At 43.7% G+C, this 16,918-nt stretch carries 12 protein-coding genes; 7 read left to right on the top strand and 5 right to left on the bottom strand.

Annotated features, from left to right (window positions below; genetic code table 11):
- The first annotated feature begins 643 nt into the window (after positions 1 to 643).
- The 3 genes from JMW39_RS00995 to JMW39_RS00985 all read left to right on the top strand — a co-directional run bounded on the left by JMW39_RS00995 (position 644) and on the right by JMW39_RS00985 (position 4,698).
- Positions 644 to 2,098: a cytochrome c gene (locus tag JMW39_RS00995; protein ID WP_201543066.1), complete on the top strand. Its 1,455-nt coding sequence runs from the start codon at positions 644 to 646 to the stop codon at positions 2,096 to 2,098.
- A gap of 304 nt (positions 2,099 to 2,402) precedes the next feature.
- On the top strand, positions 2,403 to 4,004 hold the full coding sequence (locus JMW39_RS00990; RefSeq protein ID WP_201543065.1) for a flavin monoamine oxidase family protein: 1,602 nt from the start codon (positions 2,403 to 2,405) through the stop codon (positions 4,002 to 4,004).
- Between the two features lie 31 nt (positions 4,005 to 4,035).
- Positions 4,036 to 4,698 carry a c-type cytochrome gene (locus JMW39_RS00985; RefSeq protein ID WP_201543064.1) on the top strand — a complete coding sequence of 221 codons (663 nt, stop codon included), beginning with the start codon at positions 4,036 to 4,038 and terminating at the stop codon, positions 4,696 to 4,698.
- Between the two features lie 191 nt (positions 4,699 to 4,889).
- Here the strand turns inward: JMW39_RS00985 and JMW39_RS00980 are convergent, their stop codons facing one another.
- The 4 genes from JMW39_RS00980 to tolQ all read right to left on the bottom strand — a co-directional run bounded on the left by JMW39_RS00980 (position 4,890) and on the right by tolQ (position 8,715).
- The gene (locus JMW39_RS00980) at positions 4,890 to 6,182 is read right to left on the bottom strand and encodes a PD40 domain-containing protein (RefSeq protein ID WP_201543063.1); all 1,293 of its coding nucleotides are present in this window, start codon (positions 6,180 to 6,182) and stop codon (positions 4,890 to 4,892) included.
- A gap of 174 nt (positions 6,183 to 6,356) precedes the next feature.
- The gene (locus tag JMW39_RS00975) at positions 6,357 to 7,370 is read right to left on the bottom strand and encodes a cell envelope integrity protein TolA (protein WP_201543500.1); all 1,014 of its coding nucleotides are present in this window, start codon (positions 7,368 to 7,370) and stop codon (positions 6,357 to 6,359) included.
- A 149-nt stretch (positions 7,371 to 7,519) separates the two neighbouring features.
- The gene (gene tolR, locus JMW39_RS00970; protein WP_201543062.1) at positions 7,520 to 7,978 is read right to left on the bottom strand and encodes a protein TolR; all 459 of its coding nucleotides are present in this window, start codon (positions 7,976 to 7,978) and stop codon (positions 7,520 to 7,522) included.
- On the bottom strand, positions 7,975 to 8,715 hold the full coding sequence (gene tolQ / locus JMW39_RS00965; protein ID WP_201543061.1) for a protein TolQ: 741 nt from the start codon (positions 8,713 to 8,715) through the stop codon (positions 7,975 to 7,977). The genes tolR and tolQ overlap by 4 nt, the downstream gene beginning before the upstream one ends.
- 446 nt (positions 8,716 to 9,161) lie before the next feature.
- Between tolQ and JMW39_RS00960 the strand changes: the two genes are divergently transcribed.
- The 3 genes from JMW39_RS00960 to JMW39_RS00950 all read left to right on the top strand — a co-directional run bounded on the left by JMW39_RS00960 (position 9,162) and on the right by JMW39_RS00950 (position 15,171).
- Entirely contained in the window at positions 9,162 to 10,457 is a 1,296-nt protein-coding gene (locus JMW39_RS00960) for an NCS2 family permease (protein ID WP_201543060.1), read from the top strand.
- Between the two features lie 746 nt (positions 10,458 to 11,203).
- A complete protein-coding gene (putA, locus tag JMW39_RS00955; protein ID WP_201543059.1) occupies positions 11,204 to 14,467 on the top strand; it encodes a bifunctional proline dehydrogenase/L-glutamate gamma-semialdehyde dehydrogenase PutA in 3,264 nt (1,087 codons plus the stop codon).
- Between the two features lie 11 nt (positions 14,468 to 14,478).
- Positions 14,479 to 15,171, top strand: a complete 693-nt coding sequence (locus tag JMW39_RS00950) for a 1-pyrroline-5-carboxylate dehydrogenase (protein WP_201543058.1) — start codon at positions 14,479 to 14,481, stop codon at positions 15,169 to 15,171.
- Between the two features lie 189 nt (positions 15,172 to 15,360).
- Here JMW39_RS00950 and JMW39_RS00945 read toward each other — a convergent pair whose 3' ends face one another.
- Positions 15,361 to 16,533, bottom strand: coding sequence for a cupin domain-containing protein (locus JMW39_RS00945; protein WP_201543057.1), 1,173 nt, complete (start codon positions 16,531 to 16,533; stop codon positions 15,361 to 15,363).
- A gap of 197 nt (positions 16,534 to 16,730) precedes the next feature.
- Between JMW39_RS00945 and JMW39_RS00940 the strand changes: the two genes are divergently transcribed.
- The gene (locus tag JMW39_RS00940) at positions 16,731 to 16,913 is read left to right on the top strand and encodes an NF038104 family lipoprotein (protein WP_201543056.1); all 183 of its coding nucleotides are present in this window, start codon (positions 16,731 to 16,733) and stop codon (positions 16,911 to 16,913) included.
- Positions 16,914 to 16,918 lie beyond the last annotated feature (5 nt).

The raw sequence follows: 16,918 nt of genomic DNA, 5'->3' as shown, positions 1-16,918 counted from the left end.
AAAATAGTGCAACGTTAAAATAGCGCTCATCATAAACAAAATAAGGTAAGACGCAAAAGAGGATTTGTTAGTAATATAATAATTTTCCTCGAAATCAGGCTGTCACTAACTCATGGCTATGTATCTATTATGTACGCTCAAAATTATCAAAAACAACTAATAAAGACAAGTTTTAGAATATAAATCACTCTATATATACGTTTTTATAAATAAATTAAGTATTAATACGACTTTAGTAATTGTTTTTAAAGGGATTTATTGCATTATTTATAATTATAATATAAAAAAGCATATCATTTAACTAAGAGTTAGCATGGATTCAACGTTTCTTTAAGTTTTGTAAAAACATGCAGTAAATGAGTTACTATTCAAGTAATAGTCGTGAAATAGTCTTACATTAGTGAGGTGAGTAGACATTCTTTAGTAACTATATTTAATAGCTATACTCATTAACTACTTTTATTAAGTTGTTTTTATCACACTCCTTTATTAAGCATTTATGGACGATTTGCTACATCATTTAATGGACTATTCATTGAGTATGACCAGTCGTAAGACTTTACTCAATATCATTTTCTCAACATCAAATGCCTCGTCCCAACAATAATTACAACACCCTAGGTGCCAGCTATATGAGGATATTATGAAGCCACTTTCTGTGATGTTATCGATGCTTGTCATTGGTATGACCTCCAGCGCCGTGATGGCTGAAGGTGCTAACCTTCCTAATGCCAACTTACCCAATGCTAGCTTGCCTAATGTAAGCCCTGCCAATAGCGAGCTTGTCAATCGCGGTGCCTACATTGCTCGTGCTGCTGACTGTATGGCCTGCCATGGCGAGAACTACACTGGCGGTACAGCGATTGAAACTCCGATGGGAGATATTTATTCAACCAATATTACCCCTTCTAAACGTTACGGTATCGGCAATTATACCGAAGCGGATTTAAAGAACGCTCTGCAAAAGGGTCGTGCGCCCAGCCATATGCTGTATCCCGCCATGCCATACCCTTCTTATAGCGGTATGAAAGAAGAAGACATCAGCGCATTGTTTGCTTATTTGCAAACTGTGCCGGCTGTTGATGAAGCCCCTAAGCAAAAAACTGACCTGCCATTTCCTTTTAACATCCGTAGCTTAATGCTTGGTTGGAATTTTCTCAATGTACCGTCAACTGAAAAGCGTGACGGGCTTAATGAGACGCAAAAACGTGGTGAATATCTGGTCAATAATCTAGAGCATTGCGGTACTTGTCATACCCCGCGTAATAGCACTATGGGCTTTGATAAAAAAATGTATTTATCAGGCGCGCAGCTCGGTCATTGGCATGCGCCAAATATCACACCTGATGAATCAAGTGGTATTGGCAGTTGGAGTGAGCAAGATATTGTCACTTATCTACGCACGGGCGAGCTTGATCAGCGTGCCTATGCTGGTGGTCCGATGGGCGAAGCAGTCGCGCACAGTACGCGTTATCTAAAAAATGAAGATTTGAATGCAATTGCCTCTTATCTAAAAGCAGTACCTGCTATCCAAACCGATGACAATGTATCTGCTGTCAATGTGGCACGTTTACCAACACCCATCAATGAATCTATCACTCATGACTTGCTTGCGCAAAAAGATTATCTAGCCCAAGCAAAAGCAGAGGTTAGCGGCGGTAGCAATTCACCTAAATCCTTATATCTAGCAGCATGTGGTAGTTGTCATGGGGTCGACGGTTATGGTCAGCCTGATGCGCGTTATGCGCCTATCGTTGGACTGAGTAGTCTTCGCCGCGAAAAGCCTGATGCACTTGTCAATATGATTCTTCACGGCGTAGAAGGGGCGACGAACACGTCACCTATCATGCCAGGATTCTCAGAAGAGCTAAACAGCGAACAGATTGCTGGCATTACCAACTACGTCCGTACCAGTTTTGGTGGTCATGCAAATAGTGAGGTAAGTGCTGCCGATATCGATCGCATCGCGACAACAGGTGTCGATAAGCCTTTCTTAATTAAGTACGCGGGCTTACTGGCGATTATCGGTATTATCGTCGCTATTTTCGTCATTATATTTATTATACGAGCCATTTTATGTTCTAAGCGCCGTCGTTAATGACAACTTAGCTATCTGTCATGACTTTTATCATTACGATTTTGATTTAATTTATTTAAATTGGGGTCGTGCAGATACCAAGAGATTAAATAAAATAGCGGGTTATTAATCTTATCAATGCGTTTTAGACCATTATTATAAGACAGGGGTTAATGGCAATACGGTAAGTAAGGCAGTTTGGCAAATAAACGCAGAATTAGACCAAGCTGAAAATTAGTAAAAATGCTTATCGATGAAAATAAGCGCTTATTAATACAACCACTGCCTACCGTTGTGCACGAACGACTACTTTAAGGATACTATTATGAAAGACATGCTTCAATCACCCACGCGGCGCCAACTGCTCTCGATGATTGGTAAAACCGCGGGCGCAACCGCCATGTATCAGGCGATGACGACGTTAGGATTTGCCTCAGAATCGAGCTTTAAAGAAACCATCGACCTCAAAGGTGCGCCACCGGGCGCTAGTATAGTTATTCTTGGTGCCGGTCTTGGCGGACTGACGGCGGCTTACGAGTTACGTAAAGCGGGCTATAACGTCAAAGTACTAGAGTTTCAAAACCGTGGTGGCGGTCGTAGTTGGACACTCAACAGCGGTGATAAATATACTGAGCTTGGCGGCGAAGAAGTTACTTGCGATTTTGAAGAGGGTAATTACTTCAATGGTGGACCATGGCGTCTGCCTAGTCATCATTATGCTGTCTTCCATTATTGCAAACAGTTCGGCGTCGAGATGCAGCCATTTATTCAAACCAATGACCGCGCTTATTTGCACCGTAGTACCCATTTTAATGGTGTACCGCAGCGCTTAGGTGATGTAAAAAATGACATCCAAGGGCATGTATCTGAGCTTTTATCAAAAGCGGTGAATGTTGGCGGTCTTGATCGTTCTGTGAATAAAGAAGATAAAGAAAAGCTACTAGAAGGATTGAAGGGTTGGGGTGTACTCGATAAAGACTATCGCTACCGTGCCAGCAATGCGACCAGTAAGCATCGTGGTTATAGTGTTTTTCCGGGTGGTGGCTTGATGCCTGATGAGAAACCCTCAAAGCCTTTACCTATCAGTGAGATATTAGATTCAGGTATGTGGGCGGATATTTATGGTAACCATATGACCTATGCTCACCAACCAACGATGTTTCAGCCTGTCGGCGGGATGGGGAAAATCGGTGATGCATTTACTCGTGAATGCCGCGATATGATTGAGTTTAATGCAAAAGTGACCAAAATTCATCAAGATGAAAGCGGCGTTACCGTCGATTATGTCGACAGTAACAGCCCAAATGGCGCGACCAAAACCATCCGTGCTGATTGGTGTGTGTGTAATATTCCTCTAACGGTACTGACCCAACTTGATATCAACGTTTCAAAACCCATGAAAGAAGCCATGGCAGCGGTGCCTTATGAGACTTCTTACAAAGTAGGCTTAGAGTTTAATCGCCGCTTTTGGGAAGAGGATGAGTGGATTTATGGCGGTTTGACTTATACTGATATGCCTATTGCACAGATTGCTTATCCTTCAGAAAATATGTTCAAAGACGGTACGGGGGTGTTATTAGGCGCTTATGGTTATGGTCCAACCTCTTATAAATTTAATACTTTAACTCCGCAGGAGCGTATCAATGTCGCGCTTGCTTATGGTAAATATATCCATCCTCAGTATCCAAAAGAGTTCCGTGCCGGTACGTCAGTGGTATGGCACCGTATCCCATGGACACTTGGTTGTTATGGTATTTGGAATGAGTCGACTCGTCGTCAGCATTACGACACCTTGTGCAGTATTGATAACCGTATTGTATTGACAGGCGAGCATTGCTCACACATTCCGGCATGGCAAGAAGGCGCTATTTTATCTGGTATGGATGCCGCCAAGCGCCTACACCAAAAAGCAAAAATGCTGGGTTAATATGAATAACTATAAGAATTCAGAGGCTATCATGGACAATGCAATCGTGAAGAAAAAAGTCATGAAAAACATGACACCCAAACTGCTGACTGTGATGTTGCTGACTGGGATGAGTAGTGCAGCAATTTTAGGCTGTAGTCAACAGTCAGATGACGTACAGACGGTGGCGAGTATACATGAGCAAGACCCCGTCACAACGGATGATTATCAAGCAAGTCGTAATACAGGCAGTTGGGGCGGTGTTTATATGAGTCGTGAGGAGCTTGCCGCACCTGCTATCAATATCGTTGATCACAGCTCACTTCCTACTATGGAAAATGATCCAGGTATTGCTGAATGGGACGCAAAGTTTGAAGGAACAAATGCGTTTGTGACGACAGATGGTAAAAAGCTGTATCACGACTCTTGCGCTGCTTGTCATATGCATAAAGGCGAGGGCGCTTATGGCGCAGGCTATTATCCGCCACTCGCTAATAACAGCAAAATGCAATCGAAGTATTACATCATTGATATCTTAATCAATGGCTTTCGTGGCATGCCATCGTTTCATAAGATGATGAATGATGAGCAGATGGCGGCGGTCACTCAGTATGTCGTCAGTGATTTAAACGGTTTTACTGATACGGTTACCGCTGAAGATGTGGCACAGCTAAGACATGCGGTTCCGCCAGCTAGCGATCCAAGTGATGAGTAATGCAATGAGTTAATGTTTTAGCTAACAGTTTTTAAGTATTGGTTTTTACTTACTTATAGCTAATTTTAACTATAAAAGTCGCACCATTCTTTGAAATCAAAAAAAGCGCCTAATATTTATTAGGCGCTTTTTTATATCTAAGGTTTAATTCCTAGAATCTTATTAATTGGTAAAATGACAAGTTACTTAAGCTATTTAGGGCTCGATGACCAAACGGGCGAGCGGATAGTACCTTGACCAGATTTACCAAAGGATTCGCCACCGTTCAGTGATTTGATGGTCAGTACGCCTTTACCGCCTTGCTTTGAGGCGTAAACCACGCGCTTACCATTGGGCGAAAAGCTTGGGGCTTCGTCGATACCCGTATTGCCCAAGTTGGCAGTCACTGCGCCGCCACTGTTCATGATGGCAGCTGAGCGACCACTTAAAAAAGCAATCTGTGAGCCATCGCTACTAAACTGCGGACTGGTCGCATAACCACTATTTGATACTTGAGTCGTACGTCCTGAACCAAATTCATAACGATAGATGCGCGGTTTGTTAAACCCTGCACGGTCACTGACGAAGACAAAAGATTTGCCATCTGGTGCGTAGCTTGGTTGTACTTCACTGCTTGGCCAATTGGTGATACGTCGAGGCTGACCGCCACTAGCGCTCATCTCATAAATATCGGCACTGCCTTCAAAGCTACTAGAAAACAGTATTTTGCTACCATCTGGTGAAAACGATGGGCTGAGATTGCTACCTGGGAATGGCGTTAATGGTGTCGCACCACCACCGCTCACGCTTTGTATATAGATAACAGGGTAAGATTTATCGCGCTGGACTGAATAGGCAATGCGATTGCCATCAGGTGACCATGTAGGCGAGAAGATAGAGCCTGCCACCTCGGTAATAGTTTTGGCGTTTTCGCCATCAGCATCCATGACCTTTAGGCGTGATACTTTCTCTTTGCCAGTGCCAATCTCTTCGATATAGGCAATACGTCCTGAGAAGTCACCGGGAATGCCGGTGATAAGCTCATATACTTTATCAGCGATAACGTGAGCTGCATAACGCATGCTTTCTTTATTGTTATCAGCAGTTAACGTTTGCTTACCTTCTATCACGCGTCCTGTTTTAACCTCAATAACTTCATAATCGGTGACAACTTTACCGCGATTGCTGCCCGTGCTACCGATGACAAGATAAGGAATGCCCATACTTTGCCAAACCGGTAGCGTGCCTGCTAATTCGCCACTACTATGCGGCTGCTGCGGTAGGTTTTGGCTAGTGACTTTAAGCTCTGTTTTGCTTAGATCATTCGAGATAATAGACGATAAGGTAGTGTCACCGGCAAAGGGCACAAAAGCCACTTGGCTTTGCTGTACTGGAATCTCATAATCCAATTCTAAAACGACGGGTGCCGCAAAGACGCTAGGAGCAAGCAATAAGCTTGAGGTGCTGGCAAGTAAAGAGAGGCATAGTTGTTTATGGATGCGCATGACCAAATCGAACTCCTAGGTTGGGGTAATGTTTGTTATAGGCGGTAAACTAACGGTTAAATGCTATCGCAGCAGTTATAAATGTATCGTAGTGAGTATTAAGTCATTCAAACTAAAGTGTTAGCAATGATGTTTAAGCTAAAGTTAGCAATAATATCGTCTTAGAGCAACTGGTTAATTGCTGCCCTTGAACTGTATGGTAAAGGTAGGATATTTAGGGTCATCGGCATCAATCGGTAAGCTGCCAGTATTTAACACCGCTTGCTTAGCAGCTTCATTGACCGCGCTGTCAGGCCCTGAGGCGGAGACACTCACCACATTACCACTGGCATTGACAGTGATGGTTAAGGTGGTGCGCTGCGTCGAGCCTTTCGCTGCTGTCGGTGGATTATAGTTGCGTTTGATGAGGTTGACAATTTCACTGTTGCTGGCACCGCGGTTGCCACTTGATGCCGAGCGACTGCTGCCTTTTGCGGTACTTGAGGTCGTGGCGTCACCAGATAATGTTGACTGCCCATCATCTCCTAGGCTAAGCGTTTGAGTTGCACTGCCAGAACCACCGGTATTGATTTCTATATTTCTATCATTAGCAGTAGGGCGTTTAATCTTAGGCGGGTTATTTTGCTTGTTGCGAAAATCACCCAGCCTTTTTTGCTCTTCAATAAGCTGTTGTCTTTTGTCTTGTTCAACTTGATCATGTTCTTCGAGCACAGATTCATCTAACTGCGCTGCCCATTCCGCCATATTACGCTCATAATCTTGATTTTGTTCAAGTAGACGTTGGTGTTGCTCTTCGCTCATCAACATCGGGCGACTAGCGGGATCATTGGAATGAGTAAAAACAGGCACACGCTCAGAGTTTGACTGAGTTTGGCTGTCGTAGCTGGTACTGCTATCAGTGCTATTTTCTGACATATTACTTGATGAGCCACTTGAACTGCCGTCGGTTTGCATGGCGCTGGCCGCTGCTGCACGATTGGCAATTATCTGTCCTTGCATCTCAGCCAGTTGCTCAGGGGATATCATGACCGTCTCAATAGTACCCGCGGTCTCGACTTCCATATTCTGATAACTATAAATCAAGATGGCAATCACAAGACCATGTGCCAGTATACTTAGAAACGTAGGCAAGGTTAGCCCGTTACCTTCAGGTTCGGTCGGCACATAAACAGTCGGCGCATTACGCATGGCACTGATACTCGAAAACAGGATACTCAAGGATGCGGTACTCGAAAATAGGGTACTCAAGAACGTGAAACTGAAAAATATGAGACTGGAAAAAGAGCTTCATCAAATTATCTACTTTATTATAACCAACTGCGCTAAGAGTGGGCATATTATAATGCAGGCGCGGGTAAAGGTGCGCCCGTCAATAGTCCTACCTTTTGAATGCCTGCTTGTTGTAAGGTTGCCATCAGGGTCATAATAGCGCCATACTGGTTATTTTGATCGGCATTGATCATCACCTGTAAAGGCTGTGCACCCACTTCGCTACTTTGAGTTTGCAGATTGGATAGCGTATCAATCAGTTCCGGCTCGCTAATCGGCAAGTCGATATTATTCTCATAACTGATAAAAATCTCGCCACTGTCGGTTAAGGATACAATCACGGGTAGCTGGCTTTGGCTCATAGTATTGGTTTGCTCTTTTGGCAAATCAACGTCGACGCCTGTAATCAGCATCGGCGCGGTGACCATAAATATCACTAGGAGCACTAACATGACGTCGATATAAGGAACAACGTTCATCTCCGCATTGAGCGCTTTTTTCTCACGGCGATAGGGACTTTGTTTCATAGACCAGTTACCTGAGTGCTTTTATTAACTGGATTGACTTGGCTTACTTGCGTACTAGGCTGCGGATTCTCGATACTGGTTTCGCGTTGTAGCATCCCTGTCATCTCGTCACAGAATAGGGCACGCGAGTCGTATAAGCGGCTTGATTTGGCGGTAAAATGATTATAAGCCAATACTGCAGGAATAGCGGCAAACAAACCCATGGCAGTAGCAATCAAGGCTTCCGCAATACCGGGAGCCACAGTGGCTAACGTTGCTTGTTCGCTTTGTGACAGTCCCAAAAAGGCATTCATAATGCCCCAAACGGTACCAAATAAACCAACATAAGGTGCGACTGAGCCAATACTTGCCAGCGTCGTCAATCCTGACTCTAATAACTGCTGCTGACGTCCCAATCCAACACGAAGCTTACGTTCAACGCCATCGATAATGTCATCTTTAGGTTGGCGTTTTTTATGCATTCTTAAGTATTCTGAAAACCCGACATAAAAAATCTGCTCAAGACCTTGGCGCTCAGGTGAACCTTGCACGCCTTGATAGAGCTTTGCCAAATCTTCTCCTGACCAAAACCAAGTTTCAAACTGTTGGTCGAAGTTTTTAGCCGTACCTAAACGGGCACTCATACGAAAAATAATCACCCAACTGAGTAACGAGGCTAATAATAACAATGCCATCACAATCTGTACCAATAGACTGGCTTGGGTGATCAGGTCGACAATATTTAATGATTCAGGCATGGGTTAGGCTCATGGGTAATTAATAATAACGGCTTTTATGTGGTTGGCTAAATGCTTATAGCTGCTAGAGGCAAGCAGGTATTCTCATCAGATTTTTATCCTGTCTCCTCGCCACAACCCCCTAGTGTACTGTGAAATGAGGAAAAGGTCATTTATTATAGTGTTAAAGTGTAAAATGATAAATAAAAAGCTTTGAAGTAAGAATAATAATAAAGATTGACTAAGCGCTGAAACATTGTTCGCTTAGTCACAGTTAATTGTGCTAAATTGCAGTTTTGTACCCACAAGGCACGGGTAATGATTGAATTTACACGCTAATTTCTCTAGAATGTTGCACTTTGTTACCGCTGCCTTTTGATAATGACGTCGCAATTTTTTTGCTGACGTCTTCTTTATTTTAGGCGCAATAAATTTGTTTTTTCACTAGCAAGCTGGGCGCGACACTTATGAATGCAATTGAACGCTATTTTGGAATCAATGGTGAAAACACCACGATCAAAACGGAAATCCTAGCCGGTATTACAACCTTTTTGACGATGGCTTACATCATCTTTGTAAACCCTAACGTGTTAGCCGAAGCGGGTATGGATAAAGGCGCCGTATTTGTTGCTACTTGTTTAGCAGCGGCAGTAGGTTGCTTTATTATGGGCATCTACGCAAGATTGCCGGTTGCATTGGCTCCGGGTATGGGGCTAAACGCCTTTTTCACCTATGGTGTCGTGCTTGGTATGGGCTATGCGTGGCAGACAGCATTAGGTGCGGTATTCTTATCAGGGTGTTTATTTATCCTGTTGAGCCTATTTAAGATTCGTGAGTGGATTATCAATGCCATTCCGAACAGCCTTAAACAAGGTATCGTTGCTGGTATCGGTGCATTTTTGGCGTTTATTGCCTTGCAAAGCTCTGGCATTATCGTGGGTCGTGATGCCACCTTGGTCATGCTCGGTGATATGACGTCATTTTCACCAATGATGGCAGCGTTTGGCTTCTTTATTATCATTGGTTTGGTCTATAAAAAAGTTCCTGGCGCGGTTACCATTGGTATCTTGCTCGTGACCATTATTAGTTTAATCACTGGTCATACACAGTTCACTGGCATCATGTCGACGCCGCCATCGATTGCCCCAACACTTATGCAGCTTGATATTGCAGGTGCGTTTGATATCGGCATGATTAGTGTGATTTTTGCTTTCTTGTTTGTTGATTTGTTTGATACCGCAGGCAGTTTGGTAGGTATCGCCAATAAAGCGGGCTTAATCGATAAAGACGGTAATATCCCCAATATGGACAAAGCGCTGCTTGCTGATTCAACGGCAACGGTTGCTGGTGCTATGTTAGGTACGTCATCGACGACCAGTTATATCGAAAGTGCCTCAGGCGTTGCTTCAGGCGGTCGTACGGGTCTGATGGCCGTGACCGTTGGCGTGATGTTTCTACTAAGTATTTTCTTTGCGCCACTCGCCGGTATGATTCCTGCTTATGCAACCGCTGGCGCGATATTTTATGTGTCGGTATTGATGTTATTTACTCTAAAGGATATTAACTGGGAAGATTTAACCGAAGCCGCTCCAGTCGCTGTCGTGCTGTTATTGACACCGCTTACGTACTCTATCGCTGATGGTATTGCGCTTGGTTTTATTACCTTTACCGCCGTCAAGCTGATGACAGGTAAGTTCTCTGAGATTACCATGGCTGTTTGGGTATTGACGGCTATTTTATTGGCTAAATTGGTATTCTTATAATCGGTCTAGCTATTATTTATACGGTTAAGTCCATTATAAATAGCTAAATTTATAATGGACTTAACCGTTTCTAAAAACCCTTCTTATTCATCAATTGATAAGGAGGGTTTTTTATGTTTAAAGGTAAACGGTAATGGTAAATAAATCCAAGCTGTTGATTGGAAAAATAATTAATGGCTAATAGTAAACCCATATTTATAACCAAAGCGTCACATTTGCGATAGCGTTAATAACCAATTGTTTTTAAAGAATATCTTTCTTGGTTAAGATAAGTAACAGCGGGGCTTTGAGGCTTTTTTTCATGCTACCATGACCAAGCTAAGCTAAGCGCATCACCTCAATCAACGCCGTAGAGGTTTTTCTTACAGTGAATTTGCGTCATATAAGATGACAGATCCGTTTTTATTGAAAAGATACTGCATCTGAGCATTACTCTCCATTCACTACTAACAAGAAGAAGGCACTAATGCCGCTTAGCTGTTCGTTGTTGCCTTTATATTGTTAATGTAGCCCGTTTAACACTAAAACGACCTACTTGACCGCTTCCAGCCTATGCTGGATTTCCTCGTTTTGTGATGGCGCTGTTGGAACTCTGATTGTTGTAAACATCCATTGATGACTATTATTCAATTTAACTGTTTAATTTAATTGTTTAATTCAATATTGATTATGAATGTCTTACAACATCACTAGAGTTCTTACTGCGCTATTTATTATGGTTTTTAAACGATAGTTATGGAGTTTTTATGAACCCAGTAGACCAGTTTACCCCGCAAGAGCCGATTTTATTTAAGCCAGCAGATTTGCTATCCCCAGACTATATTACCCAGTCGTCAGAAACGCTGCACGCTCGTATCTCACCTTTATATAGCGTTGATGAAGAGCGTTGGTTATCCGAGTTATTGCCACTTGCCAAGCCGACTGATAGCGAACGTGAAGCGGCTGCCACGCAGACACGCCAACTGGTCGAGCACGTACGTAATGATGGCAAAGCAGTCAAAATGGTTGATTCGTTATTACTCGAATATAGCCTTGATACCCAAGAAGGTATCTTGCTGATGAGTTTGGCCGAAGCATTAATTCGGGTACCAGACAATTATACGGCTGACGCGCTGATTCATGACAAAATGAGTGTGGCAGATTGGAAAAAACACCTCAAAAATGACAACGGTTTTATCGTCAATGCCTCGACATGGGGCATGATGATGACCGGCCGTGTGGTCAGTATTGATAGCAATACTACGGCCTCAGGGTTTTTGGATCGTATGACCAAAAAGATGGGTGAGCCGGTCATTCGCAGTGCCATGCAAAAAGCCATGCGTATCATGGGTCATCAGTTTGTATTGGGCGAAACCATAGAAGGCGCTAATAAAAACAGCCAACCTTATCGTAATAAAGGCTATACCTATTCATTCGATATGCTAGGTGAGGCGGCAATTACTCATAGAGATGCGGAAAAATACTTTAACGATTATTTGCATGCGATTAAAGCCACTGCCAGTATTAAAGTGAAAGAAGGCATGCCAAAGCCGTCGGTATCTATCAAGCTTTCGGCATTGCATCCGCGTTATGAAGCGACTCAAGAAGCGCAAGTCATGGGTCTGTTGCGCCAGCGTTGCCTACTATTGATTGAAGCGGCACGTGAAGTCAATGTTGATATCAGTATTGATGCGGAAGAAGCCGACCGTCTTGAGATTTCTTTAAAACTGTTTGAGGCTTTATACCGTGATAATTTAACAGCCGGTTGGGACGGCTTAGGTATTGTGGTGCAAGGTTACTCTAAACGCGCGATTGCTATTTTAGCGTGGTTAGCACGCTTGGCAACTGAGGTTGGCGATCGTATTCCAGTACGTTTGGTCAAAGGGGCGTATTGGGATACTGAGATTAAATTGGCTCAGCAAAAAGGTCTGTCAGGCTATCCTGTTTGGACACGTAAAGAAGGTACAGATACTGCCTATCTTGCTTGCGCGCGCTTCTTATTATCAGATCATTTACGCGGACTCATCTGGCCGCAGTTTGCTACCCATAATGCGCACACGTTAGCGTCGATTATGACCATGAGTGCGCATCGAGATTTTGAGTTTCAGCGTCTACACGGCATGGGCGATGCTCTTTATGACCATATTCTGCAAGCCTATCAGATTCCGGTACGTATCTATGCACCGGTTGGCGCGCACAAAGACTTGTTGCCGTATTTGGTCCGTCGTTTACTTGAGAACGGTGCCAATAGCTCGTTTGTTCATCAGCTATTAGACAAGTCTTATCCAATTGATAAACTGACCGTGCATCCATACGATAAGTTATTGACCAACGATACCTTACACAATCCTGATATTCCATTGCCGTTAGATATCTACGGTAAGCGCCGTGCCAGTTTCGGTCCCAATATCTTTGTGGAGTCACAATGGCTACCGTTTAAGGATGCTATCGATAGCCATCTACATAAGACGTGGTCAGCGACTTCTATTATCAATGGTAAAGCGGTTAACGACTATGAAGCCAATGGCGCTTCTCAACAACTTGAGTCGCAGACGGTACGTGCACCTTGGAATCATGAAGTCATCGCGGGTGACGTAAAATATGCCAATGCTGAATTGGCACGTCGAGCCATCGATGCGGCAGTTGCGGGACAAAGTGCATGGCAAGCAGTACCGGCAGCGCAGCGGGCTGCTATATTGCGTAGAGTGGCGGACTTGTATGAAGAAAACTATGCGGAACTGATGGCACTATGCCAAATTGAAGCTGGTAAAACCATGCAAGATGGTATTGATGAAATCAAAGAAGCGGTTGATTTTTGTCGCTTTTATGCCGACGAAGCAGAGCGTTTAGACACTGTAGTGCACGAGTTCACCGATTTGTCTGGTAAAGATTCTCGTCAAGTTTATAAAGCATGCGGTACTTTCGTATGTATCAGCCCTTGGAACTTTCCGTTGGCTATTTATACTGGTCAAATCGTGGCTGCACTAGCAGCGGGTAACACCGTCGTGGCTAAGCCTGCTGAACAAACGAGCTTAATTGCGCATTTCGCTGCCCAATTAATGTACCAAGCAGGTGTGCCAGCAGAAGCATTACAGCTAGTGACGGGTGCGGGTGATGTTGGCGGTGCTTTGACGGCAGCGGATAATATTGCAGGTGTCATTTTTACTGGTTCAACCCAAACGGCGCAGCGTATCAACCAAAGCTTAAATAATCATGTGCAAGCTAATGGTGAGCTACCGGTCTTTATTGCTGAGACGGGTGGTCAAAATGCTATGATTGTTGACTCAACCGCACTACCTGAACAGGTGGTTAAAGATGCGGTATTGTCAGCCTTTGGTTCGGCAGGTCAGCGTTGTTCAGCGTGTCGTATATTATGCGTACAAGAAGAAGTCGCGGATGATTTAATCGAGTTACTGCAAGGTACTATGGCTGAGTTGATCGTTGGTAATCCACTGCACGTAACCACAGACGTGGGTCCGGTAATTGATGCAGACGCCAAGCGCAGTCTAGAAGCGCATATCGAACGTATGAGCGCTGAGCCAACCGCAACTATTTTGGCGCAGACGCCTATGAGTGCAAGCTCGGTTGTCAGCCAAGAGCAATCTACCTTTGTATTGCCAACGGCGATCGAGGTAAAAAGTATCGATGTCATCGGTGGCGAGCATTTCGGTCCGATATTGCATGTGCTGCGTTATCAAGCGACTGACCTCAATCAGCTTATTGATGCTATTAACGGTACTGGTTTTGGTTTGACTTTGGGTATTCATAGCCGTATTGAAAATATTGTCGAGCATATTGAACGCCGTGCGTTTGTCGGTAATACCTATATCAACCGTAACCAAATTGGTGCGGTCGTCAACGTCCAGCCATTTGGCGGTTGTGGTCTCTCTGGTACGGGCCCGAAAGCAGGTGGTCCGCACTACGTGGCACGTCTCATGCAGCTGCGCTCTGAGTCAATGACTAATGAGCATAGCAGCGCTGCAAACCAAAACAATACGACTGAATCACTCACTCAAACACAAATCGCATAAGGAGTAGCAAGATGGCGACTGAATTTAAAAAGAATCATGCCCAAGTTTGTGAATCTTGGCGATTACTTGGCGCGGTCAATCGCGCAACTTATCTACAAGCGGCTATTGCAAAATTGGCGTTGCTGACTGGCGATGCTAATAAAGCAAAGCGTTTGTTCAATCATTTATTGAGTGCCGCGCCCAGTCTAGATGAAGTGCAGCGTATGACGGGCGCGACGGGTGAGTCCAATGATTTATACGTAACCGCTCGTGGCAAAACCATGGTCATCGGCGCTGAGTCTGCTCGCGCAATGGCAGTACTTGGGCAGTTAATCGCCGCATTATTGACGGGTAACGAGGTGATACTACATTGCCCAAGCCAAGATGAGATGTGCAATGAGGCGGCAAAAATACTGTACGAGACGGGCATTAGTGATGACGTGCTGAGTGTGGCTAATGACTCGCAAACCGTTACGCTATTATATATTGACCGCCTAGCGCAAGCGGCTGTCGCTGGTAATCAAAGCGAGGTACAAACGATTAGTCAGGAGCTTGCCAATACCGATGGTATCTTAACGCAAGTGATTGCTGTTACCGATATGGAAGGCTTGTCAGAGATGCTCACGCCTGATTATCTGTATCGCTTCGTCACTGAACGCGTAAGAACCATTAATACCACAGCGATTGGTGGTAACGCCAGCTTACTTGAGCTGGGAACAGATTAGATGCTTTAATCACGAATTTGCTTGGCGACTATATTGCTTTTTTAATAGTGACAAAAGCTCAGCGGTGTGTGATAGAGGTAGGACGCCAAACCCTATTTGAAAAATAGGTAATAAAAAACCGATATCTTCTAAATTAGATATCGGTTTTTTTATTGATATAAATATAGTTTATTATGAGTAAGCTAGAAATTACTCAGCAAAATCAATCCACACCCAGCCATTTTCAAGCCACTCACTTAATTCATCTGGGTCAACATCTATTACATCTTGACTCTGTAAATGTTCACCATTAGCCAAACGTATGAGGACAGCGGTCGCTTTATCATCCAAGCCATCGAGACGTTGGCCATTGGCATATAACACGATGCCATCATTGGTCTGACGGTAAAGCAAACGATTACTATAGTCTGCTTGTAGCGTCGCGCCTGTAGTTAGCGCTTGCATGAGCTCATCGGTATCCAGGGTTTCTTCTGGCATCAGCGCGTCATATTGGCGTTTACTAACGACTTCGGACACTGCTTGACGAATAATGTCATCACCGCGCTCAGACTGTAGCATTTGTAATAACTGGTTTTTAATCGCCTCGATGCTATCTACTTGCAGTTCGCCAGACGCTTGCATTGATTGTGGTAATAGCATTGGGATAAATAAATCGCTGTCATTGGTGGCGATATCAGCTAAGCTGTCGATGATTTGCATTAAGTTTGGACGACGACAGCCAAACGAAAAGGTTAAGCAATCATCTTGAGCGACGCCAAAGTGCGATAATTTTGGCGGTACATAAAGTACGTCACCAGCTTCTAATATCTCATCAAAGATTATCTCGCCCATATCATCAAACAATCTAATCGGCTCATCGGCAACGAACTCAGTTGCTTTATCACAAAATTTACCCAACTGCCAACGACGTTGACCATAACCTTGGGCTAAAAACACATCATAATCATCATAATGCTTACCAACCGAGCCGCCTTTGGGGGCATAAGAAACCATAATGTCATCGCGCTGCCATTGCGGGATAAAGTCAAATGCTTGCCATAATTGACCAAGCTCAGGTGACCATTGCTCAAGGTTTTGCACCAGCACAGTCCATTGCTCTGGCAGGTTATCAAAATCAGTTTCAGTTAGCGGGCTTTTTTTAAGTTGCCATTGTGGTAGACCTTGTTGCTTAGTTGCGGCTTGGATTAGTAGGCGCGCTGATGCGTCTTCTTCTAATGCCAAACCAAGCATATCGTCTGGCTCAAACATGCCAATTAACTGCGGTAAACCTTGCTTAATAAGTAAAGGTTTTTTTTGCCAATATTCGCTTAAAAACTGCTCAGGAGTAATAGAATCGGGTAAACAAAGAGGAATTGAAGTCATTGATAAATCCATATCTAAAAATGGGTATAAGAGAAATAACAAGAGATGCTTTATAGAATAATTTTAATAGTTTATGATGCTAATCCATCTGACGGCTATTGCTATATTTTTAACGACTATAGTTTTAATGGTTATAGTTTTAATTATTACGGTATTAATAGCCACCATCAGATCATCTAATGATTTATAGGAATTTTATGAAAAAACTGCATTTTATCGTCATTATCGCGAGCATATTTTTATTACAAGCTTGTGTGCACAAGATTGTGACTGTACCAGCAAAAATCGCTTATAAAACCACAAAAGGCGTGGTCAAGGGTACAGTCGCCGTCGGTAAAGCCATCATACCGGGCAATAGTGATGATAAAAAAGACGATTAAAACCT

The sequence above is a fragment of the Psychrobacter immobilis genome (assembly GCF_904846175.1).
In the GTDB taxonomy this organism is placed as follows: domain Bacteria; phylum Pseudomonadota; class Gammaproteobacteria; order Pseudomonadales; family Moraxellaceae; genus Psychrobacter; species Psychrobacter immobilis_E.
This window is presented reverse-complemented; position numbering and strand designations above follow the sequence as displayed.

Excerpts from the sequence above, each read along its gene's own strand:
- JMW39_RS00995 (WP_201543066.1), top strand. The coding sequence starts at position 644 with ATGAAGCCACTTTCTGTGATGTTATCGATGCTTGTCATTGGTATGACC.
- JMW39_RS00990 (WP_201543065.1), top strand. The coding sequence starts at position 2,403 with ATGAAAGACATGCTTCAATCACCCACGCGGCGCCAACTGCTCTCGATG.
- JMW39_RS00985 (WP_201543064.1), top strand. The coding sequence starts at position 4,036 with ATGGACAATGCAATCGTGAAGAAAAAAGTCATGAAAAACATGACACCC.
- JMW39_RS00980 (WP_201543063.1), bottom strand. The coding sequence starts at position 6,182 with ATGCGCATCCATAAACAACTATGCCTCTCTTTACTTGCCAGCACCTCA.
- JMW39_RS00975 (WP_201543500.1), bottom strand. The coding sequence starts at position 7,370 with ATGCGTAATGCGCCGACTGTTTATGTGCCGACCGAACCTGAAGGTAAC.
- tolR (WP_201543062.1), bottom strand. The coding sequence starts at position 7,978 with ATGAAACAAAGTCCCTATCGCCGTGAGAAAAAAGCGCTCAATGCGGAG.
- tolQ (WP_201543061.1), bottom strand. The coding sequence starts at position 8,715 with ATGCCTGAATCATTAAATATTGTCGACCTGATCACCCAAGCCAGTCTA.
- JMW39_RS00960 (WP_201543060.1), top strand. The coding sequence starts at position 9,162 with ATGAATGCAATTGAACGCTATTTTGGAATCAATGGTGAAAACACCACG.
- putA (WP_201543059.1), top strand. The coding sequence starts at position 11,204 with ATGAACCCAGTAGACCAGTTTACCCCGCAAGAGCCGATTTTATTTAAG.
- JMW39_RS00950 (WP_201543058.1), top strand. The coding sequence starts at position 14,479 with ATGGCGACTGAATTTAAAAAGAATCATGCCCAAGTTTGTGAATCTTGG.
- JMW39_RS00945 (WP_201543057.1), bottom strand. The coding sequence starts at position 16,533 with ATGACTTCAATTCCTCTTTGTTTACCCGATTCTATTACTCCTGAGCAG.
- JMW39_RS00940 (WP_201543056.1), top strand. The coding sequence starts at position 16,731 with ATGAAAAAACTGCATTTTATCGTCATTATCGCGAGCATATTTTTATTA.